We start from the raw sequence: 26,926 nt of genomic DNA on the forward strand, positions 1-26,926 counted from the left end.
GCTCCTTATTCGAAGATGCGGAACCGCTTCAGCGATTCCTCGTTGACGGTGAGACCCAGTCCGGGCAAGGTGTCGTCCAGGTTGATGGAGCCGTTCTCCGGCACCGGCTCACCATCGAAGATGTACCAGAACAGCTCATTGCCGACCTCGACATCCACCTTCGGAAAGAACTCAGCAATGGGTGAATTCAGACTTGCCATCACCACGTGATAGTTATGCATCTGCCCTGCGTGGGGCACCACTGGAATCTGAAAACTCTCGGCCAGCGCGGAGATCTTACGCGCCTGGCTGATGCCGCCCACACGATTGGTATCGAACTGGATGTAATCGACGGCGTTTGTCTCCAGCAACTCGCGGAAACCAAAGATCGTGAACTCATGTTCCCCACCTGCGATGGGAATACGGCCATACTCCTTCAACTTCGCGTAGCCGCGTGTGTCATCGGGAATCACCGGCTCTTCCAGCCAACGCAGGTTGAACGGTTCCAGTAAGGGAAGCATGCGTTTGGCGTAATCCAGACTCCAACCCATGTAGGCGTCCGTCATGATGTCGATGCCATCGCCCACCACCTCACGAACATTCCGCACCAGCTCAACATTCTTCTGCATGCCTGCGGCACCATCCAGCGGTCCCCATCCAAAGCGGAGCTTCATCATCTGATAGCCCTCGTCCTTGTACTTCTGCGCCTCGGCGCGAAGCTCCGGAATGGGCATGGCATACAAGCGGCTTGCATAGACAGGAATACGATCCTTGGTACGGCCGCCCAGCAGACGGAAGACCGGCTGCTTCGCGTCCTTGCCCAGCAGGTCCCACAGCGCAATATCAATCGCAGAGATCGCCGTCAGTGCAACGCCCTTGCGCCCAAAGGCGAGTGTGCGCCGGTACATCTGTTGCCACAGGTACTCCACGTCCCACGGATCGGCGCCCAGCAGCAGCGGCTTCAGATAGATGTCGACCAACTGCTTAGTCACCATGGGGGCAAGCGCGGCGTTGCCCAGTCCTACCAGGCCTGTGTCTGTGAAGATCTCCACCAGCAGCCAGTTATGGAAGGCAAAGTTACCCATGGAGGCCTCGCGAAACGACACCAAATCCATCGGGTTGGTGCAGAAGTGCGGGGGCAGCGGAACGGTTTCGCCTTCCCACTGGACGACGCGTGTGCGGACTTCTGTGATCTTCATGAGTTTCCTTCGATTGCACGGAGTTCGTTGGAGCGGAGTGGTTGTATCGGGCCCGCAAACATCGCAATGGCCAGAAAGCCGATCAGGTGGAAGCTGCCCACCAAGACAAACAGTGTTCCGTAGGTAAAGCCGTGCCCCAGCAGAAAGCCGGCGACAAGGCCGAAGATTGCTCCGCCGATTGCGCCACCGAAACCGATCAAGCCGGCCACGGTGCCGACCAGTGTCAGCGGAAAGATGTCTGTCGGCAGCGTCATGATCAAACCCGACCACGCCTGCTGACAGAAGAACGCAATGCTGAACAGAAGAATGGCGACGCGCACGGGCGACACCGAAACCAGCATCACCACAGGCATGCCTGCAGCGCACAGGCCGAGTGCGAGCTTACGTGCAAAGTTGAGAGAGTGACCCCGCCGCAATAAGTACGACGAAAACCACCCACCCAGAAAACTACCTACACCACTGGCCGCATAGGGAATCCACGCGTAGTAACTCACCTGCTTCACATCGAAACCGCGCGCGTCGTACAGGTACTTCGGTAGCCAGAACAACAGGAAGTACCACGCTGAGTCGCTCATGAACTTGGCGAAGACGAAGGACTGCACGTTGCGTTGGCGCACCACATCGAACCAGCTCATGCGATCGCCAACGATGCGTGCGTCGACGGTATTCACCGTCACCGTAGCGCCGTCCGTACGATAGGCGAACCACCACCACACAACCCATGCCAATCCCAGTGCGCCGGCACTGACAAAGACGGCACGCCATCCGCTGCGCAGCAGGATGAACCCAATGACGGGCGGCGCCAGCACGGAGCCGATCGCCGTCCCCCCATTGATCAATCCCATCGCAGTTGAGCGTTGGTGTGCCGGCACCCACTCCGCCACAACACGAGACGCAGCAGGGAAGGCGCCGCCCTCGCCGCCGCCCAATAGAAAACGGGCGATCAGCAAGAGTGTGAAGCCCGTGGCCAGACTGTGCAGCGCGCATGCCAGCGACCACCACAGCATGATCAGCAGAAAGCCCCTGCGCGTGCCCAGGCGATCCAGCATGCGGCCACCCACCATGTACAGTGCTGCGTACGACAGCAGGAAGGCCGTTTGCAGATAACTGAACTGCTGGTTGCTGATCGGGATCGTGCGCTGGATCGCCGCAATGGCGACGGGCAGCGTCTGCCGATCGAAGTAACTGATCGCAATCGCCGCCGCCACCAGCAGCACAAAGTACCACTTCCGTTCCATGCGCGCCCCGGCCCTTCCCACTACCACTTCAACGTGACAAGCGAGATGCTCTGGCGGGGCATCTCCGTCTTCAGCGTGATGGTCCCGCCGCTCGCATCCATCCACTCAGGCGATGTCAGCGTCTGCAGGCCATCCACTGCCTGAAGCTTCTGATATTGCTCGGTTGTCGGGTGCTGTGGCGATCCCATCTCCTTCCACACGGTGTACGCGTTGCTGTGCGTGTCGTCGATGCGGTAGTGCGTCACCAGTACGCGCTTCGCTGTTGCCGGCAAGCCATGGATCGCAATCGCGGCAGGTGCAACGGGACCCGCTCCATCGACATCGTGATAGTTCCAAAGCATGACGGCTGCTGTATTGTCCGCGGCCTTCGTTGCCATTGCGTCGACATCGGCCTCTTCGCGGACGCCCGTCTGCACGATCTTGTCCAGCGGAACCATACCGGTGCTCGTGGTAGTCACGCGCGTGCCGGACATCAGCGCCGCCATACGGAAGAAGTTCAGCACCGGCTTGTCGACGCCGTTTGTGGAGAGGGAACGGAAGCCTTCAAAGTACTCGCGATCCTCAAATTCAAACGACCAGCTCAGCATACTCAGCAGGTTGACCTTGTACTTATCCTGCAGATCGAACAGCCGCTTGTAAGCGGAGGCCGTGTAAGCCGGATACAACGTGCCGTTGCGATAGTTGTTCGCCGGATTCACCTTGCTGGAGCATGCCGCGCAACCTTCCGGATCGGCCTCGCTCAGGATGATGGGCAGCGAGCGAAACTTCGGGAACGTGGAGATCAGTTGGAAGCCACGGTCGACATCCATCAGCTCACCGGTAATGCCCATCGTCACCTTGCCTTCCAGAATGGTCGGCTTGCCCTTCGCATGGAATGAGATGAAGTCCATGGGCAGCGGCTTTCCGTTCGCGGCACTCTTGCCAGAGTTCACGTGCTCCAGGAAGTTCTTCAGATAGTCGTAGGCCTTGGGACTGCGCGGACTCGTTGTCGCCGGGCCGCCTACTCTCGCTTCGGGCAATGCCGCGCGCACGCCAGCAACGGCGTAGTCATACAGTTTCCAGTAATCCTCAGGCGTGGAGTGCCAGTAGTCGATGTCCGGCTCGTTCCACACTTCGAAGTACCACTGCTTCACCGTGTCGCGGCCATAGCGCTCCACAAAGTGCGCCGTCACCACGCGTGCAAGCTCGCCCCACTTCGCGTAATCCTTCGGCGGATTGTTGCTCTTGCCGGTGATGGCATTCTGCGGATAGTGCACTTGGTACGGCTCATGCCGATTCGGCAGATCCGCTGCAAGATCCTTGGGCATGAAGCCAAGCTCCACCATCGGCCGGACACCAGCAGCCTTGTACTCGTCGAAGATCTCGTCCAGGATCTTGAAGTCGTACACGGGCTTGCCGCTCGCGTCTTCCGTGTAAACGTTCGTCGAACTCCACTTCAACTCCGGCACACCGTTACCACTGGTCAACAGGTGATGCGCGCGAATGTATACGGGCACCGGGCTCAGGTCACGCAGTTCGCGCAGCAGCACCTTACCGTCGCGGCCTGTCGTGTAATTGCCCTCGTCATAGCCAAACCAGCTATAGATCGGCTTGTACTCACCAACTGACTTGTTCAGATCCACTGTGATGTTCACCGGCTTGCCTGTCGGTGCGGCTGGCGTCGCAGGGATCGTTCCCTGCGCCCAGGCTGCCGCGCTGCATAGGCCAATCGCACCGGCGAGCAGAACACCCGCCACTCCGTTGTGTTGGTTCTTCATCGTCTTAACTTGATTCCGCATTGACTGCATGCTCCCGCCCTTTGTTGTGGCCACTTAGAAGTTGTATTTCAACGCGAACTGCAGGTTACGCGAGGAATTCGAAGTATTCGTAATCGTCCCGCCGGCGGCTGCATCGATGGTGGCATTCGGTGCAGAGAAGCTGGGCGTGTTCGGCAAGTTGAAGAACTCGGCACGGAACGAGAGCGTGCTCTCATACGGCATGGCGAAGTTCTTGAAGACCGATGCATCGAATTGCCGATACACATCGGAGCGCAGCGTGTTGGCGCGTACCTGACCATAACGGAAGACGTCGTTGCCGGAGCGCGTGCCGCCACCCACCGTTCCGTTCGCCACACGGTTCGCCACAATATAGCGGCCCTTGTCGAACCACGAACTCAGTGTCTTCGCATATCCCGGAGTACTCACACCACTCAGGTCGGGCCGCTGCCCGCCTACGCCAGTGTTTGCAATATCACCCGACACAACAGGCGTGTACGGCGTTCCACTGCGCAGGATATTGATTGTCTGCAACTGCCATCCACCTACGAACGCATTCACAAAGCCGTTGGAGTGGTTCAGGAACTTGCGTCCGCGACCCACAGGAACCTGCACCGTTCCGCTGATCGCTACGTTATGGGGTGTGTCTGTGGCAGCCAGCGCATACTCATAGCCCTGGATGCCCCCGAGTGCCGGCGTCTGCGCATACTGCATCCACTTTGAGAAGGTGTAAGCCACCAGCATGCTGAAGCCATGACTAAAGCGATGATCGTACTTGGCTTGCAGCGAATTGTAGTTGTTGTTCATGTCCTGCGTCTGGAACGAGATGCCGCTCCATTGCGTGTAAGGACGACGCGCCTGGATCGAACCGGGTCCCGGCGTGGGATCGTTGAAGCTGTTCGAAGCGCTCAAGTGAATGCCGCGATTGGCAACGTACCCAATTTCGAAGACGTCTTTGTCTGAGAGCTGGCGCTGGATGTTCAGGCTGTAGTGGTAGTTCGCTCCCATGCTTGCGTAGATACGTGCCGGATTCAAGCTGGGGTTTGCCGTGATGGATCCAAGTGGATTGCCCAGGAAGTAGTTGGAAAGTGTCCGTGTCGGCGTTACGTTCTGCGTCTGGTTCTGAGTCTCCGTCAGCAGGTAGGGAAGCATGTTCAGGTTCACGCGGCCGCTGGTACCTTCCGGTTCGTAGAAGATGCCGAAGCCGCTGCGCAGTACCGTCTTCTTGTCGATCGAGAATGCAAGGCCGACGCGTGGCGCAAACTGCTTCCGGTCTGTGTGCGTAATGGTGGAAGGCAGTCCCGCTTCACTGGACGTTGTGATGTATTGCCCAAAGACCTGGTAAGCACGCGGTGCGGCGAACTGAGCGGTCAGATCCGGCACCGGCCCACTTCCCGATACGATGATCGGTTTAGCACGCGTTGGATCGAACGTGCCCACCTGACCCTTATAGCCATCCAGCCAGGGCGAGTACTCATACCGCAGTCCAAGGTTCAACGTAAGGCGATCGCTCGCGCGGAAGTCGTCCTGAAAGAAGAATTGCCGATAAAGACCCTGCCCGCCAAAGTTGTCTGCAGCGTACGACCGCGTAACCGCCGAAGGATATCCCAGCAGGAAGTCGGCATAGGCATCGCCAGAGTTTGCGGATGCCGATGACGTGGACGTCGCGTTGTTGCTCGCGTTACCGTTGAAGTTGAACTGCCCGGCGTAGTTGCGGCTGTCATAGCCCAGCCACTGGTAATAACGGATCAGCGCTCCGAACTTGAACGAATTGCGTCCATGCAGAAGCGTGAAGTTATCCGCAATTTCAAATGCCTTGCGGTCCTGCGACTTAGGACGCTGATCGAAGCCCTGACCCTGTACGGAGTTGTAGCCACTCCAGACGTAATCGGGGAAGGCGCCGCCCGCATCGGGGCGCAGCAGGTCGCCGAAGCCGCCCACACCGAACTGACCGTTGAAGTCCGTTCCCTGCAGGAAAGCGGTAAGGCGTACGTGGCTGGGAAGGAAGTGGGCGCGCAGTTCATTCACCATGTTGCCGCCAAAGTTTGACGTCAGGCTGGCCGCGATGTCCTGGCCCCACGAGGTCAGGTTGGCCGTGCCAAGCGCCGGTGCGAAGTTGGGATCCACCTCGCGCTGCTTGACGTACACCCAACGGGCCGATAGCCGGTTCCCCGGCGAGATCTGGTGGTCTAGCCGAGTGATGAATTGATCGAACCCAATAGTCTGATTACCCGCGTAGCTGAACGTGCCCGCGCCCGTGTTCTGCCGGGGGATGTACTGCTGAATCTTGAGCGCAGCTGCGGAAATCCGATTACCGGGAATGGTGTTGTTCGGGAACTGCTGCGGCACACCGTTGATCAAATTCGTGCGGTCGTAGATGTTGCGCGAGAAGACGCCGGCACGCTGCGCATCCGAAGCAACCGTTCCGGTGAACGGCTGACCGCTCGTCAAACGCAGACCCTCATAGTTAAAGAAGAAGAACGAACGATTCGATCCGTTGTACAAACCGGGAATTCGAATTGGACCGCCGAGATTACCGCCAAACTGGTTTCGCCGAAGCTTCTGCTTCTGCTGTGTACTCGGCAGAAAGTACCGCTTCGCATCGAAGGCATCGTTACGGATGAACTCGAACAACGTGCCGTGCAGTCGGTTGGTGCCGGATTTCGTAGTCGCATTGAAGAATGCGCCACCACGGTTGAACTCTGCCGAATACGGGCTCTGCTGCACGGAAAACTCCTGCAGCGCATCAATCGACGTTTGAATGAATGTGCCGCCCTGGTGCTGCTCGCTGACATCCACGCCGTCCAACAGGAATGAGGTGGCACTGCCGCGAATACCGCTGATGACATTGCCGTTCACTACCTCAGGACGGATCGCAAGCGAGTTGCCTGTAGGCGGCAGGAGTGCTGCACCCGGCGTCAGGCTGGCCAATTGGTAGAAGCCGCGACCGTTGAGTGGCAACTCTGTCAGTTGCTGATTTGTGATCACCTGGCCAGACGTTGCAGAGTCCGTCGAAAGGAGTGGTGCGGTCGTGTTCACCTCGACCACCTCTGTTGCCGAACCAATCGTCAGACCCACGTCCTGGCGAACAATCTGGCCGACCTGCACCTCGATGGTCTTGGTGTTCGCCGTGGTGAATCCCGGCGCATTGACGGTAAGGACATAGTTGCCGGCGGGCACCGGAGTGATCACATACTCGCCGGATCCATTCGTAACACCGGTCTGCGTGATGTTCGTGTCCAGGTTCCGCACCTGCACGGTCACACCGGGGACGGAAGCGCCCTGGGGATCGCTGATTCTTCCCACAAAACGCCCTTGTTCCACCTGCGCGTGAAGACCGCCTACGTGAATCGCCGCCAGGGCCAAAGACCCGATCAGCACTCGTTGAAATTTTGTTTCGCACCTTGCCTGCATAACCACCTCTGGGCACTGCTTCAGGCCGACGTCCGCCCGCTCGTTTTCCGAACGCGGGCAAAGGTACTACCAATTTTCAAATGTTGTCAACGTCATTGTGACCGGTATTTTGCGGTCACGGCGGGCATTGGAAGGTGTGAAAGTTCGAAAGGTACTACCAATGCAAAGGAGTCGTCAAGGCGGCCTCGGCAGTGTGTTGCTGCGTCGTTTTGGTCCTTTTTCAATCTTCGTTTGACCGGCGTCGACGCATGCCCGATGATGCCGACATGGCCAAGGCTTCGTCTTCTCGGAAACCCGTTACTCTCACACGTGCGTCCACAGGGAAAGATGATGTCACCCAGGTCCTCATCACACAGTTTCAGCAGATGCTGCGGGATGGCAAGCTAAGCCAGGGCGATAGGCTGCCACCGGAACGCGAGCTGGCAGCCCACTTCAACGTGGCGCGTTCCTCCTTGCGACAGGCGCTCAAGGTGCTGGAGATCCTCGGGGTCATCACGCAGCGTGTCGGGGACGGCAGTTACCTGAATTCAGACGTCGCCGCGATCCTCGCGGTCCCACTCGAGTTTCTTTTTCTGCTGGACGATACGACCGTCGAAGACCTAACAGAACTGCGTCTCCTGATGGAGCCCGGCCTCGCTCGTCTTGCGGCGCAACGTGCCACGCCAGAAGACATTGCAATGTTGCATCAATCCATCCTTGACCTGGAAAGCAGCTCCAACGACAAGCTGAAGCTCGTGTCTTCCGATCTCTTGTTCCACCGTGCGATCTTTCTGGCATCGAAAAATCGCACTGCCGCAAACCTCTTCCACAACATCCATCGGGCCATGGCAAAGATGATGTTGGTAACCTCGCAACTGGTCGACTTGGAGCACACGCTCGCATTCCACAAACCAATCATGCAGGCGATCGAAAAGGGCAAAGGCGATCTCGCAGCCCGACTGATGAAGGAACATCTCGAGGACGCGCGCGAACTTCTGATCAAGGAGCGCGATCACCAACCCAAACCAAGGTTAGGGAATGCCCGGCGGCACGTGCCGTCTTTAAGGGCACCCGTCAATCACTGACGCTGAGGCGTTGCATTAAACCTTTGTCACAGTTGCCGCGGATGTCCGTCTTTCACTTCGGACTACAAGGGACGTGACTCAAAGTCACTCAGCGAGCCCGTCGGCAGAATCATCCGTAAAGAGTTAAGAATCGAGAGAAGATCGATGATCTCTTGTGCGATCGCGCCTTGGATAGGGCTTAACCATCCGCACGAAGCTGCGGCCATTCCAAGCAGACTCAACCCCATCCCGCCAACGGCGCTGATCAGCGCGATGCCACGCATGCGCCGGCCGATGTGCATCAGTTCATCCACGCTTACAAGCGACGACTGAAGAATGACCGCACCTGCTGCCTCCGATGTGATGTCGCTGTTGACGCCAAGCGCGACACCGGCAGTAGCGGCCATCATGGCCGGAGCATCGTTGATGCCATCGCCAAGGTAGAGGGTGTGTTCCTTCAGCGTGGCCTGGCGAACGAATTCAACTTTCTCTTCTGGGCTCTTACCGCCGTAGGCTTCGGTGATGCCCATGCCAGATGCAAAGAGCGCGACCTCCGCAGGGCGATCGCCTGAGAGCAGGACCACGCGAGTGATGTGGTGCCTGGAGTCGAGGTGTTGTAGGAAAGGCTTACTCTCAGCCCGAGGCTGATCCTGAAAGTGCATGACGCCTGCAAGCTTGCCGTCGATAAGCAGCACGCATTCAAGCCCGGGTGCGACTGGGGGCATGGCTAACAGTTGCTCCCGGGAGAGCTTGCCGCGACCTGTCACGGTTACGAGCTTTCCTGCAACGTGCCCCGTCAGCCCCGTTCCGGGAGCCTCAGAGACATCTTCAACCTTGAGGCGAACCAATCCCTGCTGCTCTGCCGCAGTGACCACGGCGCTTGCAAGCGGGTGCTTTGAGTAGCGCTCAACGCTGGCGACATACTGCAGTGCCATGTCGCTGGAGGTATCGCCGAAACAGTCGATCGTGGTGAGGCTTGGTTTGCCGTAAGTCAGCGTTCCCGTCTTGTCCACAATGAGGACATGACAGGTTTCGATGGTTTCGAGAATGGACGGATCTTTGATGATGATGCCGCGCTTTGCACCCACGGAAATGGCGCCGATGATAGCAACGGGGATCGAGATCAGGAGCGGACAAGGCGTCGCGATGACGAGCACAGCAAGGAAGCGTTCTGAATGGCCACTGAAGTACCAGCTCGCCAGCGCGATCAGGATGGCGGCCGGGGTGTACCAGGAACCAAGGCGGTCTCCGAGGCGCTGTATCCGTGGTCGATTCTCTTCGGAAGCGTGCAGGACTTCGACAATCTTTGCGTACCGCGAGTCACTTGCGATCTTCGAAGCGCGGATGGTAAGTGCGACGTTGCCATTGATCGCACCGGATAGGACGGTCGTTCCCGGAACCTTGGCAATCAGGAAGGGCTCGCCCGTCAGGTAAGACTCGTCCATGCTGCCCTCACCGCTGACGACCTGCCCATCCACCGGGCAAATCTCATGGGGGTAGATGATCAGTTCGTCGCCGACGGCAATGGTATCGATGGCAATGTCTACCACTGACTCACCGGCTCGATGAGCGGCCTGTGGCATCCGTTTGGCTAGCGCGCTAAGTACGGAAGATGCACGTCCTGTCGCGTAACCTTCAAGCGCTTGTCCGCCGGAGAGCATCAGCACAACGAGCGCGGCGACCCAGTATTGCCCCAATATCAGAGATGCGACAATCGACATCAACGCAAGAATATCGACGCTGAAGTTACCCTTGATGAGTTGTTGAACAAGCGCGATCGCCAGGGGGATGCTGGCGCCCGCAACGGCAACGAGCAGCACGATGTTGAGAAGGGCCCCGTCGTGCAGGAGCAGCTTCACGCCCAAGGCCCCTAACATCCCGGCAACGATGAACGCAGCGATCGAGATATGTGTTGCGGGCCTGTCGAGCCATGTGCTCAGGGCGTTCGGCTTATCCAAGGTCTTCTCCGCATTAACAACAGTAGTGACCTTGAGTGGCGGGAATTTGTGACGCTCGTCACACATGCTGCCAACGCAAAGGCCTATGATCGGTGCTCGCCAGCGATCCAGAAAATTCTGGTTAGCATCGGTGAACGAAAGGCCTGCTAATCAATGGTTCCTGACCAAATCATCTTCGCTACGGACTTCTCTCCTGCTTCTCTAGCCGCACGATCCATCGCAGTGACAATGGCTAAGTTGTTCCACTGCAGGATTCAGATCGTTCACGTCTTTGAGTATGTGGCCCGGCATCCCTATCGGATTCCAGTCGAGTGGATGATCGGGATGATCCGGACGGATGCGGAACGCCAGCTGTTAGAGGTTCATCAGGCAATCACCATGTTGGGCGTTGAGGCCACGACACTTCTCGTGGAGGATGGCATTCCAGAGAAAGAGATACTGAACTGTGCAAAGTCGTATAAGTCTCCGATGATCGTGATCGGCACGCACGCAATCGGTGGCATGGACAGGTTCCTGCTGGGTTCAACAGCAGAATATGTTCTGCGAGAAGCTGATTGCCCGGTCGTCACGGTCGGGCCACACGTTCAGCCTGTAAGTGCGACAGGCTCGTTTCGTCAGCTGCTGTTTGCGACTGATTTCCGTCCGGACTCGTTAAAAGCCGCCCCCTTTGTCGCCACATTGCGCGAGGCCACTCCCTGCAAACTTGCGGTCCTCAATGTACAACGGTCCGATCAACTCCCCGTCGCGACAACGTTGTTTGATCCGCTGCGGCTTATCTTGGATCGACTTGGTGCCAGTCACACTTATCCAGAAACGGAATATCTAACCCTGCATGGCGATGCGGTAGCACAGGCCATCAGTAATGAGGCGGAACGTCTTCCGGCAGACCTTCTCGTGCTCGGCGTCAAACGAGCCTCCGCGTTCATAACTCATCTCGCGCCGAAGGTGGCATTTCAGGTGATCGCCGCTGCGCCGTGTGCTGTTTTGACCATCTCGTCCTGAGTATTGGGAGGATCATAAGATGCGCTATGAACTTCGGCTCCATCGTTCACTTGCCGCGATTGTGTCAGGGTTGCTGATTGGATTTGTTGTGCTGTTTGTCTATCTGGACCATCGGGCGCCAAGCGCCTGGGTCGAGGCGAGCGTGGCTCTCTCTCTGGAGATTGCTGCCGCGACAGGTCTTGTCGCTGTGGGAATCGCCGAGGGGATACTTGCGTTCGAATTCGGAGCGACACATCGGCGAGAGATTCTTACTTACCTGGTGCTTGGCGTCACATCTGTTGTCTGCGGACTTTACCTTACGTTGACTCAAAGTTCTTCCTTGAAGACGGTCGCGTTGGTTGTTGCACCGCACGCGCTGCTGTTTGGAGTGGCGCAATTACGTGTTTCGCGGCACTTGGGTCATCATCCGGTCGTGAGGACTGCGCTCATAACCTGGGGTCTATCGGAAGTGTTGATGGCCTTAGCCTTGATTGTGGTATCGAGAGTCTCAGACGCTGCCTCCGCTGGCTTGTTGGCTTATGTGGCAGCAATGACGGCACTTCAACTGATCGGCTTTCTGATGTACAAGAGAGCTCCGCAAGAGCAGGCGGTCTAACAGGGCAAGGTCAATGGCCATCATGGGCTTGGCTGCTCTGGTGCTTGAGAAAAGAAAGGCCGGCCACGCTTGCTTCAGACAGAGACTGCAGAGTCACCACACACCCAGAGCGAAGCAGAGATTCTTCGGACCTATCACTCCGATGAAGAAAAGGGGCTGACCAATGCTCAGGTCGCCGAGCGATCTCTGAAGTATGGCAGCAACGAACTTGCGGTAGCCCCATCGGAGCCTTGGTGGAAGCGCTTTGGCCGTCAGTTCGCCGACCTGCTGATCTGGATTCTGATTGCGGCCGCGTTGATCTCTGGCGCACTGGGCGAGTGGGTCGATGCTATCGCCATCTTGGCGATTGTGCTTTTGAACGGCTTGCTTGGATTTGTGCAGGAGGGGCGTGCTGATGACGCTCTCGTTGCGCTACGAAAACTGTCTTCTCCGCAGGCGAGGGTAATACGCGAAGGCAAACTCACAAGCGTTTCGGCTAAGACTCTCGTCCCTGGTGACAGGATCGAACTGGAGACGGGCGATCGCGTCCCCGCAGATCTTCGGCTGCTCGGGGCGGCGGGGCTTCGCGTGGAAGAGGCCGCGCTGACAGGGGAGTCCGTTCCATCAGACAAGGATCACCGGGTGGTTCTGGATGAGGCAGTGCCACTCGGTGAGCGATCGAACATGGCGTATATGGGAACGTCCGTGGCCGCTGGCACTGCCAGTGCACTGGTGGTTGCTACAGGCATGAGCACCGAGATCGGCAAGATCGCAGGGATGCTCGAACGCCATGAGATCGAACCGACTCCGTTGCAGGTACGACTCTCTCAATTAGGCAGGACGCTGCTGTATGTGGTCGTCGGCATCGTCGCGGTCATGTTTGTCGCGCAGGTCGCGCGAGGTGGTCGACTCGTTGATGCGTTCTTGCTTGCAGTGAGCCTTGCTGTGGCGGCTGTGCCGGAAGGGCTATCGGCCGTCGTCACGGTTGCATTGGCGCTGGGCCTTCAGCGTATGGCGGCGCGCCATGCACTCATTCGTCGACTACCCTGCGTGGAAACACTCGGCGCAGTCACGGTCATCTGCTCAGACAAGACAGGCACGCTGACCCGTAACCAGATGACGGTGCAAGAGATTGAGTCGGGTGGGGAGCGCTACGAAGTTACCGGGACCGGTTACGAGCCCGTTGGGCAATTTCGCATGGCTAACTCCGAAGGGCAGTCGGCAGAATCGTGGACCGTGGTCGATCCCATGCAGCAGCAAAGTCTGCTGGAGGCCCTCAAGGTCGGAGCGTGGTGCAGTCACACGCACGTCGCGCAATCGGACAAAGCAGGTGGAGGCTGGGAGGTGGTCGGCGATCCCACTGAGGCCGCACTTCTCGTTGCTGCTTCCAAAGCGGGCCTTACCGTGAACGATCGTTTGGAGCGAATCGTCTTCGAGATACCGTTCAGCTCGGATCGAAAGGCCATGTCGGTAGTCGCTCGCGTGGATGACACAAAGCTCTTCATGTTTACCAAAGGTGCGCCAGAAGTTGTTCTGGGCAAGTGCACCCAGGAGTACGTCCGTGGTGGGTTACAACTGCTGACGGATGACCGCCGAGAGGCAATCATCACCGCCGCGAATCAGATGGCACAACGATCGCTAAGGGTCTTGGGCCTGGCGTCGCGAGAGGCTTTTGAGAGTCACAAACTGGGAGAGACAAACCTTGTCTTTGCAGGCCTCGCTGGCATGATGGATCCTCCGCGGGAGGAAGCGGCAGAGGCAGTCAGCCGGTGCCGTTCTGCCGGGATAAGGCCGGTCATGATCACCGGCGATCATCCGGATACAGCAAGGGCCATCGCATTGAGCCTCGGCATCATGCGTGTAAAGGAACAGGTAATGCTTGGTTCCGATCTGAATCTGCTGGACGATGCGGAACTTGGTGAGGCCGTATTGAAAACCTCCGTCTATGCGCGTGTCACTGCTGCGCATAAGCTACGCATCGTCATGGCGTGGCGTGGACGAAGCGAAATCGTCGCGATGACTGGGGATGGCATCAACGATGCCCCCGCGATCAAGGCGGCGAATGTAGGGATTGCCATGGGGATTTCCGGGACGGATGTAACGAAGGAGGCTGCTGACATGGTGCTGGCCGATGATAACTTCGCCAGCATCGTCAATGCGATCGAAGAAGGTCGAACAATCTACGACAACATCCTGAAGGTCGTTCACTACTTACTGGCAACAAATGCTGGCGAAGTCCTTTTGATGGTTGGAGCTGCCATCTTTGGTCTCCCGGTACCGTTGGTTGCAATCCACCTCTTAGTGATCAACCTCCTCACGGACGCGTTGCCCGCGATGGCGCTGGGAGTCGAGCGGCCCGAACCCAACGTGATGCAACATCCACCAAGGCCACCCAAAATACCGATTATCAGTCTCCGAAGTGGGCTACACATCGTGTATCAGGGTGTATTGAATGCTGGAGTAAGTGCAGTCGCATTCTGGTGGGTCTATCGTGGCCAGGCGGTAAACCTGCTGGCGGCAAGGACCGCTACCTTCTGCACGATTGCCTTGGCGCAGATGCTCTTTGCTTTGGGCTGCCGCAGTAATCGCTACACGTTTCTGCAACTGGGCTTGTTCACAAACAAGTGGCTGTTGGCGGCGTTTGCAGTCTCTTCAGGTCTGCTCGCTGCGATCGTCACAATTCCGATCCTCCAGCCGGTCTTTCAAATCGCTGCCTTGCCGTTCTTACGTGACTGGCTATTGGTCTTCATGCTTGCGCTTCTTCCAGTTACATTTCTGGAACTGGGCAAGTTACTGCAAAGCTATCGCGCAAAGGCCTGAAGATCGTTAGAAAACCGGCAATAAGAAGGCAGGAGGTGGCGCATCGATACGCAAGAACCCTCGGCAAAACCCGCTTCCACCCAGGGGTTGAGCGTGTCCTTCAACTGGAAGCAGCTCACACTCTTCCTGTCTACCGCCGTTGCTCTCGTCCTTTGCTGCATGATCCTGTGGCCGTTTCTCTCTGCAGTGGTTGGTGCGATCACTCTCGCAGTCGTGACGTACCGGCCCTACTGCTGGCTGGAAAATCGAGTGAAGCATCCCACGCTTGCGGCAGCGCTGGGCGTTCTGACCGTGACGGTGAGCATCATCACGCCTGCGTTCTTCCTGGTGCAGGAACTCATCCGGCAGGCTCTCTCCGGCGTCAACATGCTTCGCGCCGGACAGCCACAACACAGGCTGATGGAGTTGCTCGGAAGGCATCCCACGATAGCCACCCGGCTGGAGAATACCGCAAGCCAGATTGATCTGGGGCAGGCCAGTCAGCGCACAGCAAGCTATGTCGCAAGTCATCTTGCGGGACTGTTGGGAAATACCCTCGGCGCACTGACACAGCTCGTCGTCATGGTCGTCATCCTGTTCTTCCTGTATCGAGACCACGAACTGGCGACTACCAGTCTGCGCGCGTATCTCCCTTTGGACGCTGCAGAGACCGATCTCTTGCTCGACCATGTCGACGACACAATCTACGCCACGGCACTCGGTCGAGTAGCTGTAGCAGCTGTACAGGGAATAGTTGCTGGCTTGGCGTTTTGGATACTCGGCGTGGACAGCGCGGCACTCTGGGGGCTTGTGACGGCATTAGTCGCAATCATTCCCGCAGTCGGAGCAGGCTTGGTCTGGATACCTGTTGCGGTCGTTCTCGGTCTAACGGGCCACTGGATTAAAGCCGGCGTGCTGGTCGCCTGGGGAACCTTCGTGGTCAGCACGATAGACAATCTGCTCTACCCGGTCCTGGTAGGCTCGCGTCTCCGGCAGCACACGGTGATGGTGTTTCTCTCTGTGATCGGAGCGATCGTGCTCTTCGGCGTCCCCGGGCTCATCCTCGGCCCAGTCATTCTCACCGTCTGCGAAGCGCTGCTAAAGATCTGGGCTAAGCAGAGAGGAACCGTCTCGACGTAAGGAAGGAAGCACCCCCGGACCATCGGCATAACCGATCAGACGGGAAACTATGCGGAAGGCTTGCAGTAACGGGAAACTGAAGCGAACGACGCTTAGGAGGCGTAGATCGTCGAACCCGTGCTGCCGTCGTACGGAGTGTTCACCGTGCCGCTCTTCGTAACGTCGACCACATTGGAAACAATAGCCACAGGCGCAGCCCACTTGCGAAGAGTCGCCGGAGCCTCAAGCTCCTGCTCATCTGAAATGTTTTGAAAATTCGGATCGATCATCAGGGGGCTCCTTGTGCTGCTTATAAGTCGGAGTATACCTCAGCCATTGGGCGTCGTTGTTCCGTCCACCAGATACCCAAACCGCTGCATAGCCTCAGCATGTCGCTTGCAGATGCGTCTTTGCAGGTCTTCCGGCAGCTTTCCTTCCCAGCTAAAAGCCTTTCCGGATCGGAAAAACTGTGGCGAGCTGGCAGGCCGCTCTCGAAACCCCTTACTTTCCTCCAGGCTCCGCAGCTTGTCGAAACTCGCCGCTGTTACGGAGCGCTGTAAATCGGTCTCCGTAAATACAAATTCTGCAAAATGCGCAATACTCCGAAAGAGTGACATGCTGTCCAACAGCAGATCCTCATAGCGCACCGTAATGCAGCGGTATGGTTGGTCCGGGCCAGTCCACCCAAGTACGTTCTCACTCCACGTACCAACGGCTTCAGGAAAGGGCAAACTCAACTTGTAATCCTGCGACGAAAAGCGAAACGCTGAACCCATCTGCACGACCGCCTGTTCCACGGTCCAGCCCATGTGATGCGCGAAGGAGACAGCCACATCGAACGGGTGTCTCACCACATGGAGAACAGCCTTCACCTGCTCCGGAGCGTACATCCACGCACCCGCACGGTTGCGTCGCGCCAGCTCATGAGTCTTCACGATCGCTGGCGACTCCATCAGTGATGTCATCGAAGTATTCACTGACGGCAGGAAATCGTCGATCTCTTCCGCTGTCAGGTCCGAGGCCTTCGCAGGTGCAAGCTCATCAAAAAGGTTGCGCCTCTGCTGGCCGTAAAAGGCTCCGTCCAATGCATTCAGATCACCCGCGCGGTCTGCATGCATTAGGCCCTGCAGCACCAGCCGAACCCAGGTGTTACCTGACTTTGGATAACTTGCAACGAGGATTATTTGCTTTGCCAAGCTGCCGTTTCCTCTACGCTGTCAGCCAGCGCCGAGACAGTCGCCACTCGCGCCCCGTGCAGTTGCCACAGGTTGCAGGCAGTCGCGACCGTCGCGACCGTCTGCATGTGTTGCGCCTGCACCTGCAGAGCGGCAATCTGAAATGGACGAAAGGCATGCTTGCTCAGTAGGCTCATGCGCTCGGGCAGGGAAGTCACTCTCTCCAATCCGCCTTCCGTCGTAAGTAACTCGACGACGCTCCCCAACACAACGGTCTCAGGGTGAACCGGCATCTCGAAGTAAAACTTATTCATGTCTTCCCGAACACGACGAAGCCCTTCGACCGGCACATTGAAGTTGTCACACGTGTCGTGCCACAGCTTTACGCTTGGGTGACTCGGCCACGCCATCGGTGTGCCATCTTTACACTGCACGCGAGTCGTGTCATCTGCAACCAGCGTCCATCCTCTTCGTGACAGCTCAACGGCCAGCGTAGATTTCCCTGCGCCGGAAGGTCCGCACAAGGCAATTGCTCGATCGCCGCCTGGCGGTACCAGTGACGATGCATGCAGCGGTAACTCACCGCGTTGATGCAGCAAAGCTGCGCGAGCCGCGCCGTACAGGTATAAGTCCAATGCAGCAGGATCAACGCCATCGATCGGGCACACTTCAATAGTGTCGCCATTGGTGACGCGATAAGCCCCCACATACGGCACACGCAACAGCAGCGTTCCGCGGCGAGCCTGCCAGAACGCCGCAAGTCCCACAGCATCTTCCAGGTGCTCCGGTAACGACTCTACCCAGACTCCCTTTGCATCCGGCACGCCGGTTATTTCAAATTCGTTATTCACCGACCCTCCGCACTAAGTTGGAGATGATTCCAGGCGCGCATGCCACCGTAGCGCCCCATGAATGCCTTCATCACTTGTCCCGCGCTGTCCTCAATCGTTTGGCGGTCTGTGTGGCAATGTACTTCAGGCTCCAGCGGTGTCTCGTAAGGACTGTCGACACCACTCAGGTTGCGGATCGCACCCTCATGGAACCTGCGATACAGGCCGATCGGGTCGCGCTCTCTGCAAACCTGCAGCGGCGCATCGACGAAGACCTCCATAAAATTAGGCAATGTCTCGCGAGCCAGCTCCCGCATCCGGCGCAGGGGTGAGATAGCAGCAACCAGCGTCGTAATGCCATGGTGAGACAGCATCTCCGCCACGTACACCAGTCGCCGAATGTTCTCGTGTCGATCCTCGTCGGAGAAACCAAGATCGGGGCACAGATGCTTGCGCACCCGGTCCGCATCCAGCACCTGGTGCTGGATCGCCGACTGCATCATCTTCGCAGCCACGGCGGCTGCAAGCGTGCTCTTGCCAGAACCGCTCAGACCGGTGAACCAGATCGTGGGTGCCGAGATCTCTGTGTGATGAGGAAGGGGAGTGGCGTCCATTCAAGATTCCTGTTCCCGGAGCAACGGACAAAGTGCATGCTCCACAGTGATCGTATCGCGACGCGTCACACGTCGAGTTTCAAACCTGCATCCGGCGAATGAATCTACCCATCGAAAGCGCGCCTCCAACGGTGTAATTGAACCGGCGGTCCATTGCGTTCTTGTCGCCATTCGCGCCTTCGGTCCAACTCTCCAGGGCATCACGCATGCGTTTTAGATCCAGAATACGAACAGCTGCCGGCGTGTCTTCGAGGCGATCGAGTTCCTCCAGGAAGAGCGGTACTGCTTCATGGAACGTCTCCAGAAAGTCACCGCTCTGCAGGCCACGAGAACGTTCCTGCAACAGCTCCGTGGGCAGGTCATGACGGAAGGCAATGCGGTACAACTCACGGCGTATCCCGTTTGACACAAACGCTTCGTCGGGTATCGAGAGAACCAGTTCCACAAGGCCGCGGTCGGCAGTCGGGTCTTCGCGGCGCATGTCAAATGCGCGCCGCATCCCGGCGTTCACCATGCCCAGTTCGCTTTGCAAAAGCAGGTGCAACCGCCAGCTTCGACCATCCGCATGGTCCATCGCCGCGGCGCTGCCCACCGGAGATTCCTGCAAAGCAGGTAAGCCCGTTGATTCGTAAAAATCTTGCCGCATCATGCTATTGCTGTAGAGACTCGGCGTCGCACGTGCTCCGCGCATGCGACGCAGGTAGGCCAGCGTCTTGGGCCGCGGCATCCATGCGCTGGTGATCAACCGCGGCAGCTTTTCGCCTCGTCGACGACGTACCCGCATCGCCCGCAACAAAGCCAGCCACTCCCCGCGTTTGCGAAGGTCATACAAACCAAATTGGCCGGTATAACTTCCGGTTTGGTTACCGGCCTGCCCCTCTAACATCGTGCCCACACCACGGCCCTGCGCATGCTTGTGAATCGCGTAATACCAGCGCGCGTTGCGGATGAATCCCTGGGGTGCCTCAAATGCGTCCCCAAGCCCATCCAGCGCATCCCACCAATCCGCACCATTCGTTGCGATGCGGATGTGTTCCACGTTCTGATACATAGCGGCCACCTTCGCTGCCAGCGGCCATTCATCGGCAAAGCGATTCTTGACAACATTGCTTGCGTCGACTGCGTACACAGGAGCGGAAGTGTATGCGATAAGCGGACGGTTCTGTTTCGCAAGAGCCTGCGCTGCAAGTGCGGTAACGCCTGAGCTGTCGAAACCTGAGCTGAGATGAGACGCGACGAGTCCCTCTGCCGGAAGGCGCAGACTCACCGCCCGAACCATGGCGGCGCGCAGCGCCTCGGCATATCCCTCGGGCTCGCGCAGTTGCAGCAGCGGCCGGCGAAGCGGGAACCAATACGGCACGCGTTGGGGCGCTTCGCCTTGGCGAAACAGCAGAGTCGCTGCGCCCGGCACGCCACGGATGCCGCGGTAGATCGTGCGACCCCGCTCCTGCTGCAGACTGAAACGCCGGGCAACCGTGATCTCGTCCAGACTGCTATCAACACCAGGCCAGCCAACTAGGCCCCGCGCTTCACTGCTGAACAGAAGATCGCCGTTCGCCTGGCCATAGTGCAACACCCCGCGAGACATCGCATCGCAACTCATCAACAGGCAACGCCGTACGCTGTCCCAGACAATGACCGCATACTCCCCGTCCAGTGCATCCGGAAAGGTATCGCCCCAACGTCGATACGCCAGCGCTGCAAGCTCCGCATCGTTCGCCTCGGCATGAACTCCGCCAATACGATTGCGCAACTCCTGCGTCTCAAACAACGGGCCATCGAAGACTGCGAACAAACCTTCTGTATCGCCCCGGCCATGATGCATGCATCCACCGTTGACCGCGCCGAAGACAAAGCCGGGGCCGCGTAACAACTGGCGACTGGCGGTCGCGGTGTAGGCCAGCCGAGCGAGGCTGGCACCGACTTCTTCCTCACGAACCCCTCCCTGAAATGAGAGGGCACCAGCAATCGACATACAGACCCCGCCTTCGCGATTCTAACCGGCGTAACTGGTATCGATCGCCGCGCCATGGCGTCGTCCAACGCATGCTTCCGAGCGACGATGATCGATGCAGCACAGAGCCGCGAGCGAGTAAATCACACGATCGTTGGATAGTCGTGAAGTTGGTCCCGGTTTGCCAGCTGCGATTCGCCTTAGAGCTACTCATCGAGCCGCGGATCGAATAGGACAGGGCATATCAAGGCTCTGAAACCCACAGTATCTATCGCCATAATTGAAGCTGCGAGCCGATAGGACGCATTGCGAAGACGGCAATGGATGTTATTCGACCGAATAATCGATCCCGCATTTGAAAGATATCTTGACATGGCACATCACAGTGCCTACGCTGAATTCGCTCCCCAACCCCCAAGTCACGTGCATCCCGCGCGTCACCCTTACTTTCACTTCGCCTTCAGCGCTTTGCTCGCCTAGGAACTCATGCCTCGTCATTGTTTACGCTCTGTCCTCCCCGCTGTGGTATTGGGTGCAGTCGCACTTACAGCGTCCGCTACAACAGTCCCCACATCCGCAGATACCTACTACACCTCGGCAACCCCCGCCACGACCTACGGCGGCTCCACAACGCTCGCCGTAAACGCCAGCAGCAGCACATTGCTGCAGATCAACACGGGCGCTGTCCCGGCTGGAGTTACTGGCGCAAACATTCAGCGGGCAACACTCATCCTCTTCGAAAATCAATTAAATGCTTCCGGCACCTTCACCGCCAGCCGGGCCACTTCGTCGTGGACTGAGCCAGGGACTAACTACAACAATCGCCCGAGCGCCGACATAGCCTCAGCAGTCACCTTCAATTCGGTGCAGCCGCAAAGGTTCATCTCGATCGACGTAACTTCCATCGTTCAGTACTGGTTCAATAATCCCGGCACGAACTTCGGCATCCAGATCAGCTCAACGGGCGGCGATGCGGTCTTTGACAGCAAGGAAAATGCTCTCACTGGGCACGTCGCCATGATCGACATCACGTTGGCAAACACAGGAGCAACCGGTGCAACAGGCGCCACCGGAGCACCTGGACTGAACGGCGCGCCTGGCCCACAGGGAGCCACGGGCGCAATCGGACCTGTCGGTCCTACCGGAGCTACCGGAGCTACCGGTCTCACGGGAGCAACTGGAGCTGTCGGAGCTACGGGCGCGACTGGCCCCATCGGAGCTGCGGGCGCGACTGGCCCCATCGGTCCCACCGGCGCAACCGGACCCATTGGTCCCACTGGAGCTACTGGAACCGCCGGTGCGACGGGAGCAATCGGAGCCACGGGCAGCACGGGCGTAACGTACCTTGGCGCCTACAGTGATGCCACGTCCTACGGCGCGACGAACGTTGTGCTCTTCAACAACGCGCTCTACATTCACAACAATCCGGTCGTCTCCACGGGCATCGCTCCCACCAATACTGCCTACTGGACGCTTCTTCTGCCGCAGGGCGCAACGGGCGCAACCGGCGCTACAGGCGCCGCCAGCACCGTCCCAGGACCCAGCGGACCAGCTGGACCCCAGGGTGCAACCGGCGCCACGGGTACATTCAGCACTGCCCAGTCGAATCAGTTGACCGCAAACACGACGAAGTTGCAGAACTTTAACGGCTACACCGGGTCCGCTGGCCTGACGGCTCTCAACAGCGTCAACCCATACGCTTCCGCCACGGTCGGAGACAACTGTGGGAACGGATCGTTCTTCATCGGTCAGATCATTCTGACCACATACTCGAATAACTACCCTTTCGACATGCCTGCAGACGGTCGGTTACTTCCCATCAACCAATACCAGGCATTGTTCGCTCTGATCGGGACTACCTACGGCGGCAACGGCGTCAACAACTTCGCCGTTCCCGACATGCGTGCCATTACACCTGCCGGCATGATTTATTCCATCTGTACGAACGGCATCTTTCCAACACGACCGTAGCAATCTCTAGCACCACTTACGGCCTGCCTCTTCCTTCGAAGCGGCAGGCCGTCTTTTTTTGCCGCAGACGCAGCAGAACAGCCAAACCCAGAGGGCAAGCCGCAGAGCTTAAACTCTAAGACGGACGTAAGGATAGGAGCGGGCAGATGACTTACCAACGATCGGTGTCCGTTCTTCAGCAGGACGTCGAAGGAAAACTCATCCTCCTCCATACCACCCGCTGGGAATACATGGAGTTCAACGCACAGGGTGCGGCCATCTGGGAGCTGTTCAACACACCCCAATCGTTAGAAAGCCTCGTAGCGAAGCTCCGCGCGGACTTCGACGTGGACGAAGAAACCTGCAGGCTCGAGACAGGACGTCTGCTCGATCAGCTGCTCAGCAGTGGCTACATCGTCCCCGCAGCCTGACGCACCGGCCCAGGACCGGCAAAAGGCAGGGAACAACAGCGCCAAGCGCAGCAGTAGCCCGTCGGCCCAGTGTCCGAGTACCGTTCAGCACGTCAAAAAACTAATGCCGACCAGTTAAGTCCGAGTTATAGTTGGGTAACGTCTATTGTCGCCTGCGCGTTCTCACGCGTATGTGCTCCCGAGCGTGTTTCCTTCCGCAGAGCGGGAGAGTCACGGCGACGAAGTTCAAGGACGTTTGCGAGTTGTGATGAAGAAGTGGATTGTCGAATCAGTGCGCGCTGCGGCGCGTACCCATGAAGTGTGCCTGCCGTTCATTGCGGTGGCGGCAGTATCTGCAGGAACGTTGATGGCACAGGGGCCGTCAGCCTGCTCAGCGGTACCGGCAAACGCCCGGCGCGCACTACACGGCGTCGTAACGGACACCATGGGAGCGGCCGTCCCAAAGGCTCAGGTGACGCTCCGCTGCGGCAGCCTGGCAGAGACGGTAGTGACCGACGCCGCAGGCAGCTACACCGCCTCGGTACCCGCAGGGTCCTACGCTCTGACCGTGGAATCGCCGAACTTCGAGACCATCTCCCGCACCGTCGACGTTCAGGATCAAGCGGCGGGCACGGTAACGAACCTGCGCCTGCCGGTCGCAGGCGATCGCAACTCCGTCACTGTAACGGCCGGCAACATGTATGCCACCCCCATTAGCAGCGGAGGCAGCAAGCTCGATATGCCGCTGAACGAGCTGCCGCAATCCGTCACCGTCGTAAACCGCGAACTCATGAACTCCCAGGGCGTAGTCAAGCTCGACGACGCCTTGAAGAACGTGGCCGGCGTCATGCCAGGCGGCTACTACGACAACTACGACTTCTATCGCATCCGCGGCTTCGACGGCTCCTACAACACCTTCATCGACGGCCTGCGCAGCGGCAACGGCCTAGGAGAAGAGACATGGGGCGTCGAGTCGGTCGAAGTTATCAAGGGACCATCCTCCGCGCTCTACGGGCAGGCCCCACTGGGCGGTCTCATCAACCTCGTCACGCGCAAGCCGATCCCCGATCGCTTCGCCCACATCCAGATGACCGGCGGCACCTTCAACTTCCTCGACCCCGCCGTAGACCTCGGCGGCTCCCTCACGCCCAACCGCAAGCTCTACGGCCGCGTCGCCGCCATCTACCACTCCGCCGACACCTTCGTCGACTACACCTACCGCCATCGCTACTACGTAGCACCGTCCCTCACCTGGAAGCCGCGCAACGGCACGCAGCTAACCCTGCTCGGCCGCGTCCAGCGCGACAACCTGCGCGTCGCCATGCCGCTCCCGGCGGTCGGAACCGTGTTGCCGAATCCCAACGGCCCCATCCCCGTCAACGTATTCACCGGCGAACTCGACGCCAACAGCAACAAGATGTCCCAGGCAAACCAGGGCTTCGGTGTCCAGTTCCAGCACGTCATGTCGGAGAACTTCACCCTCCGCGAGAACGCCCGCGTCACCTGGTACCAGCAGGACTGGAATCGCCTCTACTACCCCAGCTACCTCGGCGCAGACAACCGTACCCTCTACCGCTACCCGCTCAGCTGGCACGAGAACTTCGGCGCCCAGCAAAGCGACACCAGCATCCAGGGCAAGGGCACCCTCTTCGGCATGGAGCACAACGTCCTCCTAGGCGTCGACTTCTTCCGCAAGCCAAGCGACGCCAAGGGCTACTCCATCGACTTCGCCGACCCCACACAGTACGAGGGCCTAGACCTATACAAGCCCGTCTACGGCCAATCCCCGGTTCGCCCGTTGCAGCTCTACACCGCCAGCAACACCGCCCTGCAATACACCGGCGTCTACCTGCAGGACCACATCCGCCTGCCGCACGACATCACCATCACCGGCGGCGCGCGCAACGACTGGGCCAAGAACGTCAGCAAGGGCTCGCCCAACCAGAACGCCCTCGGCCTCTCCCCACGTCTCGGCGTCACCTGGCAGGCAATCCAGCCCGTCACCCTGTACGCCAGCTTTGGCAAATCCTTCATGCCGCAGTCAGGCTTCGTCTTCGACGGCAGCCTCTCCGGCCGCTTCGTCTCGCCCGAGCGCGGACAGCAGTGGGAGGGCGGTGCCAAGACCAGCTTCCTCAACGGCAAGCTCCTCGGCAACGTCGCACTCTTCCAGCTCGAGCGCCGCAACGTAGCCACCAGCGACCCCGCCCACCCCAACTTCTATCTCGTCACCGGCACCCAGCGCAGCCGCGGCGTCGAGCTGGAGGCCACCGTGCACCCCATCGCCGGCTTCAACCTCAGCTCGTCCTACGCCTTCGTCAACGCCATGGTCACCAACGACAACACACTGCCCGCCGGCACACCCACCGTCAACGCCCCCAGGCATCTCTTCAACCTCTGGGGCACCTACGAGGTTCCACGCGGCCGCGCTCGTGGCCTCCTCATCGGCTTCGGCGGACGCCGCTACACCAGCCAGTCCGGTGATCTCGCCCACAGCTTTGACATCCCCGGCTACGGCCTCATGGACGCCTCCGCCGGCTACACACACGGCCACGCCCAGTGGCGCGTCAACGCCTACAACCTTGCCAACACTCGCTACTTCCGCGGCTCCTACAGCAACGTCTATGTCAACCCCGGCGAGCCGCGCACCGTCCGCGCCACCATGAGCTGGAACTTCTAACCCATGCTCAAGGCCCTGCTTCACGCTCCACGCAAAATCTTCCTCCGCAGGGCGCTCTTCCAGATTCATCTCTGGTTGGGCGTCCTGCTCAGCCTGTACGTCGCCGTCATCGGTCTCAGCGGCTCCATACTGGTCTGGGAAGATGAGCTACGCAAAGTCTCGCTGCACGGCGTCCACTTCGACCCCGCGCACGCAGCCTCGGTAGATACGGCGATCGAGCAGACGCAGAAGCGCTACCCAGGCACCAGGGCCTCGTACGTAGTCCTGCCGTCCGAAGGCGATCCACGCTGGGGCATGTACCTCAGCACCAGCCCCGGCAAGTACCGCTACGTCTACGCCGACTCCACCACCGGCGTCCCTTTTCCTGAAGGTCCGCAACCGCTGCTCGACCGCGTGCAGGACCTCCATGTGAACCTGCTCGCCGGCCAGACAGGCTTCGTCGTCAACTGCGTCTGCGGTATCGGCCTGCTGGTTCTTGCCATGACTGGCCTCATCCTCTGGTGGCCCGGGCTGCGTCAGTGGAAGCGCGGTTTCTTCATTTCGTTACGCGCACGCTGGCGCCGCATCAACTACGACGCGCACAACGCCGTCGGCATCTGGACGCTGCTCATCGTCAGTTGGTGGGGCATCACGGCGGTCTACTTCCTCTTCCCGAAGCAGGTGACGTCCGCCATTAACGCCGTCTCTCCGCTCAAGGGCATGGCCGAGCCGCCGGCGCCAAAGATCGCACACCCCCAGGCCGCATCCCTGCCCATGCAGACCATCGTTGACCTGGCCCGCAAAACATCCCCTGGTCATGTCAGCGGACTCTTCCTCCCCGCCACACCCGGCGCCACCGTCAGCGTCGACGTGCAACGTACGCCCGGCGACTTCACCCACCGCGATCAGGACATCTTCGACAGCGGCACAGGCCAACTGCTCTCACAGTGGCACTACGGCCAGAACCACTCACTCGGCGATTGGATCGTCTGGCTCATGTACCCGCTGCACTTCGGCACGCTGTGGGGCACCAGTGTCAAAGTGGCGTGGTGTCTCTTAGGTCTCAGCCTGCCCATCCTGAGTGTGACCGGCCTGCTGATGTATTGGAACCGCTTTCTGAGCAAGCGCTGGCGCTCCATCACCGACGGAACCCTGTCGCACGACCAGTGAAATGACACTTCAGATTGACCTCCTGCACACGCGTCTCCTCGCCACTGCCCTCCAATCGCTCGCTTCCATGCATCTCACATAGCGCGTG

Annotated in this window: 19 protein-coding genes; 9 read left to right on the forward strand and 10 right to left on the reverse strand. The window is 58.9% G+C overall.

Going from position 1 to position 26,926, the window contains the following annotated elements:
• Positions 1–5 precede the first annotated feature (5 nt).
• From TERRO_RS05385 to TERRO_RS05400, 4 genes are read right to left on the reverse strand one after another with little or no spacing between them, the layout of a single operon-like run.
• Positions 6–1,178: an L-rhamnonate dehydratase gene (locus TERRO_RS05385; protein WP_014784988.1), complete on the reverse strand. Its 1,173-nt coding sequence runs from the start codon at positions 1,176–1,178 to the stop codon at positions 6–8.
• Positions 1,175–2,416 (reverse strand): MFS transporter, encoded by a 1,242-nt coding sequence (locus TERRO_RS05390; RefSeq protein ID WP_014784989.1) that lies wholly within the window; start codon positions 2,414–2,416, stop codon positions 1,175–1,177. The genes TERRO_RS05385 and TERRO_RS05390 overlap by 4 nt, the downstream gene beginning before the upstream one ends.
• A gap of 20 nt (positions 2,417–2,436) precedes the next feature.
• Positions 2,437–4,194: a GH39 family glycosyl hydrolase gene (locus TERRO_RS05395; RefSeq protein ID WP_014784990.1), complete on the reverse strand. Its 1,758-nt coding sequence runs from the start codon at positions 4,192–4,194 to the stop codon at positions 2,437–2,439.
• A 33-nt stretch (positions 4,195–4,227) separates the two neighbouring features.
• A complete protein-coding gene (locus TERRO_RS05400; RefSeq protein ID WP_245536219.1) occupies positions 4,228–7,551 on the reverse strand; it encodes a carboxypeptidase-like regulatory domain-containing protein in 3,324 nt (1,107 codons plus the stop codon).
• A gap of 281 nt (positions 7,552–7,832) precedes the next feature.
• Between TERRO_RS05400 and TERRO_RS05405 the strand changes: the two genes are divergently transcribed.
• Positions 7,833–8,648 carry a FadR/GntR family transcriptional regulator gene (locus TERRO_RS05405; RefSeq protein ID WP_014784992.1) on the forward strand — a complete coding sequence of 272 codons (816 nt, stop codon included), beginning with the start codon at positions 7,833–7,835 and terminating at the stop codon, positions 8,646–8,648.
• A gap of 62 nt (positions 8,649–8,710) precedes the next feature.
• Here TERRO_RS05405 and TERRO_RS05410 read toward each other — a convergent pair whose 3' ends face one another.
• Positions 8,711–10,585 (reverse strand): heavy metal translocating P-type ATPase, encoded by a 1,875-nt coding sequence (locus tag TERRO_RS05410; RefSeq protein WP_217164453.1) that lies wholly within the window; start codon positions 10,583–10,585, stop codon positions 8,711–8,713.
• 153 nt (positions 10,586–10,738) lie between these two features.
• Here TERRO_RS05410 and TERRO_RS05415 point away from each other — a divergent pair, with 153 nt between their 5' ends.
• From TERRO_RS05415 to TERRO_RS05430, 4 genes are all read left to right on the forward strand, one after another.
• A complete protein-coding gene (locus TERRO_RS05415) occupies positions 10,739–11,587 on the forward strand; it encodes a universal stress protein (RefSeq protein ID WP_014784994.1) in 849 nt (282 codons plus the stop codon).
• 19 nt (positions 11,588–11,606) lie between these two features.
• Positions 11,607–12,182, forward strand: coding sequence for a hypothetical protein (locus TERRO_RS05420; RefSeq protein ID WP_014784995.1), 576 nt, complete (start codon positions 11,607–11,609; stop codon positions 12,180–12,182).
• 69 nt (positions 12,183–12,251) lie between these two features.
• Positions 12,252–14,981, forward strand: coding sequence for a cation-translocating P-type ATPase (locus tag TERRO_RS05425; protein ID WP_014784996.1), 2,730 nt, complete (start codon positions 12,252–12,254; stop codon positions 14,979–14,981).
• Positions 14,982–15,074: 93 nt separating this feature from the next.
• A complete protein-coding gene (locus TERRO_RS05430) occupies positions 15,075–16,100 on the forward strand; it encodes an AI-2E family transporter (RefSeq protein ID WP_014784997.1) in 1,026 nt (341 codons plus the stop codon).
• Between the two features lie 92 nt (positions 16,101–16,192).
• Here TERRO_RS05430 and TERRO_RS23075 read toward each other — a convergent pair whose 3' ends face one another.
• The 5 genes from TERRO_RS23075 to TERRO_RS05450 all read right to left on the reverse strand — a co-directional run bounded on the left by TERRO_RS23075 (position 16,193) and on the right by TERRO_RS05450 (position 20,673).
• The gene (locus TERRO_RS23075) at positions 16,193–16,369 is read right to left on the reverse strand and encodes a hypothetical protein (protein WP_014784998.1); all 177 of its coding nucleotides are present in this window, start codon (positions 16,367–16,369) and stop codon (positions 16,193–16,195) included.
• A 39-nt stretch (positions 16,370–16,408) separates the two neighbouring features.
• Positions 16,409–17,275: a sulfotransferase domain-containing protein gene (locus TERRO_RS05435; protein ID WP_014784999.1), complete on the reverse strand. Its 867-nt coding sequence runs from the start codon at positions 17,273–17,275 to the stop codon at positions 16,409–16,411.
• Entirely contained in the window at positions 17,260–18,105 is an 846-nt protein-coding gene (locus TERRO_RS21850) for an HPr kinase/phosphorylase (RefSeq protein WP_014785000.1), read from the reverse strand. The genes TERRO_RS05435 and TERRO_RS21850 overlap by 16 nt, the downstream gene beginning before the upstream one ends.
• A complete protein-coding gene (cysC, locus tag TERRO_RS05445; RefSeq protein ID WP_014785001.1) occupies positions 18,102–18,698 on the reverse strand; it encodes an adenylyl-sulfate kinase in 597 nt (198 codons plus the stop codon). Before cysC ends, TERRO_RS21850 begins: the two co-directional genes overlap by 4 nt.
• Positions 18,699–18,777: 79 nt before the next feature.
• On the reverse strand, positions 18,778–20,673 hold the full coding sequence (locus TERRO_RS05450) for an asparagine synthase-related protein (protein ID WP_014785002.1): 1,896 nt from the start codon (positions 20,671–20,673) through the stop codon (positions 18,778–18,780).
• 501 nt (positions 20,674–21,174) lie between these two features.
• Here TERRO_RS05450 and TERRO_RS21855 point away from each other — a divergent pair.
• From TERRO_RS21855 to TERRO_RS05470, 4 genes are all read left to right on the forward strand, one after another.
• Positions 21,175–22,623, forward strand: a complete 1,449-nt coding sequence (locus TERRO_RS21855; protein WP_217164455.1) for a DNRLRE domain-containing protein — start codon at positions 21,175–21,177, stop codon at positions 22,621–22,623.
• Between the two features lie 146 nt (positions 22,624–22,769).
• Positions 22,770–23,033 (forward strand): PqqD family protein, encoded by a 264-nt coding sequence (locus TERRO_RS05460; protein WP_014785003.1) that lies wholly within the window; start codon positions 22,770–22,772, stop codon positions 23,031–23,033.
• A 247-nt stretch (positions 23,034–23,280) separates the two neighbouring features.
• Positions 23,281–25,689: a TonB-dependent siderophore receptor gene (locus TERRO_RS05465; RefSeq protein ID WP_014785004.1), complete on the forward strand. Its 2,409-nt coding sequence runs from the start codon at positions 23,281–23,283 to the stop codon at positions 25,687–25,689.
• Between the two features lie 3 nt (positions 25,690–25,692).
• Positions 25,693–26,838, forward strand: a complete 1,146-nt coding sequence (locus tag TERRO_RS05470; RefSeq protein ID WP_014785005.1) for a PepSY-associated TM helix domain-containing protein — start codon at positions 25,693–25,695, stop codon at positions 26,836–26,838.
• Positions 26,839–26,926 lie beyond the last annotated feature (88 nt).

Origin of the sequence: Terriglobus roseus DSM 18391, from assembly GCF_000265425.1 — a bacterium.
GTDB classification, from domain to species: domain Bacteria; phylum Acidobacteriota; class Terriglobia; order Terriglobales; family Acidobacteriaceae; genus Terriglobus; species Terriglobus roseus.

Bases quoted from the DNA above. Each gene is read 5' to 3' on its own strand.
- TERRO_RS05415 (WP_014784994.1), top strand. From the start codon at position 10,739: ATGGTTCCTGACCAAATCATCTTCGCTACGGACTTCTCTCCTGCTTCT.
- cysC (WP_014785001.1), bottom strand. From the start codon at position 18,698: ATGGACGCCACTCCCCTTCCTCATCACACAGAGATCTCGGCACCCACG.
- TERRO_RS05470 (WP_014785005.1), top strand. From the start codon at position 25,693: ATGCTCAAGGCCCTGCTTCACGCTCCACGCAAAATCTTCCTCCGCAGG.
- TERRO_RS05460 (WP_014785003.1), top strand. From the start codon at position 22,770: ATGACTTACCAACGATCGGTGTCCGTTCTTCAGCAGGACGTCGAAGGA.
- TERRO_RS05465 (WP_014785004.1), top strand. From the start codon at position 23,281: ATGAAGAAGTGGATTGTCGAATCAGTGCGCGCTGCGGCGCGTACCCAT.
- TERRO_RS05395 (WP_014784990.1), bottom strand. From the start codon at position 4,194: ATGCGGAATCAAGTTAAGACGATGAAGAACCAACACAACGGAGTGGCG.
- TERRO_RS05385 (WP_014784988.1), bottom strand. From the start codon at position 1,178: ATGAAGATCACAGAAGTCCGCACACGCGTCGTCCAGTGGGAAGGCGAA.
- TERRO_RS05450 (WP_014785002.1), bottom strand. From the start codon at position 20,673: ATGTCGATTGCTGGTGCCCTCTCATTTCAGGGAGGGGTTCGTGAGGAA.
- TERRO_RS23075 (WP_014784998.1), bottom strand. From the start codon at position 16,369: ATGATCGATCCGAATTTTCAAAACATTTCAGATGAGCAGGAGCTTGAG.
- TERRO_RS05420 (WP_014784995.1), top strand. From the start codon at position 11,607: ATGCGCTATGAACTTCGGCTCCATCGTTCACTTGCCGCGATTGTGTCA.
- TERRO_RS05405 (WP_014784992.1), top strand. From the start codon at position 7,833: ATGCCCGATGATGCCGACATGGCCAAGGCTTCGTCTTCTCGGAAACCC.
- TERRO_RS05390 (WP_014784989.1), bottom strand. From the start codon at position 2,416: ATGGAACGGAAGTGGTACTTTGTGCTGCTGGTGGCGGCGGCGATTGCG.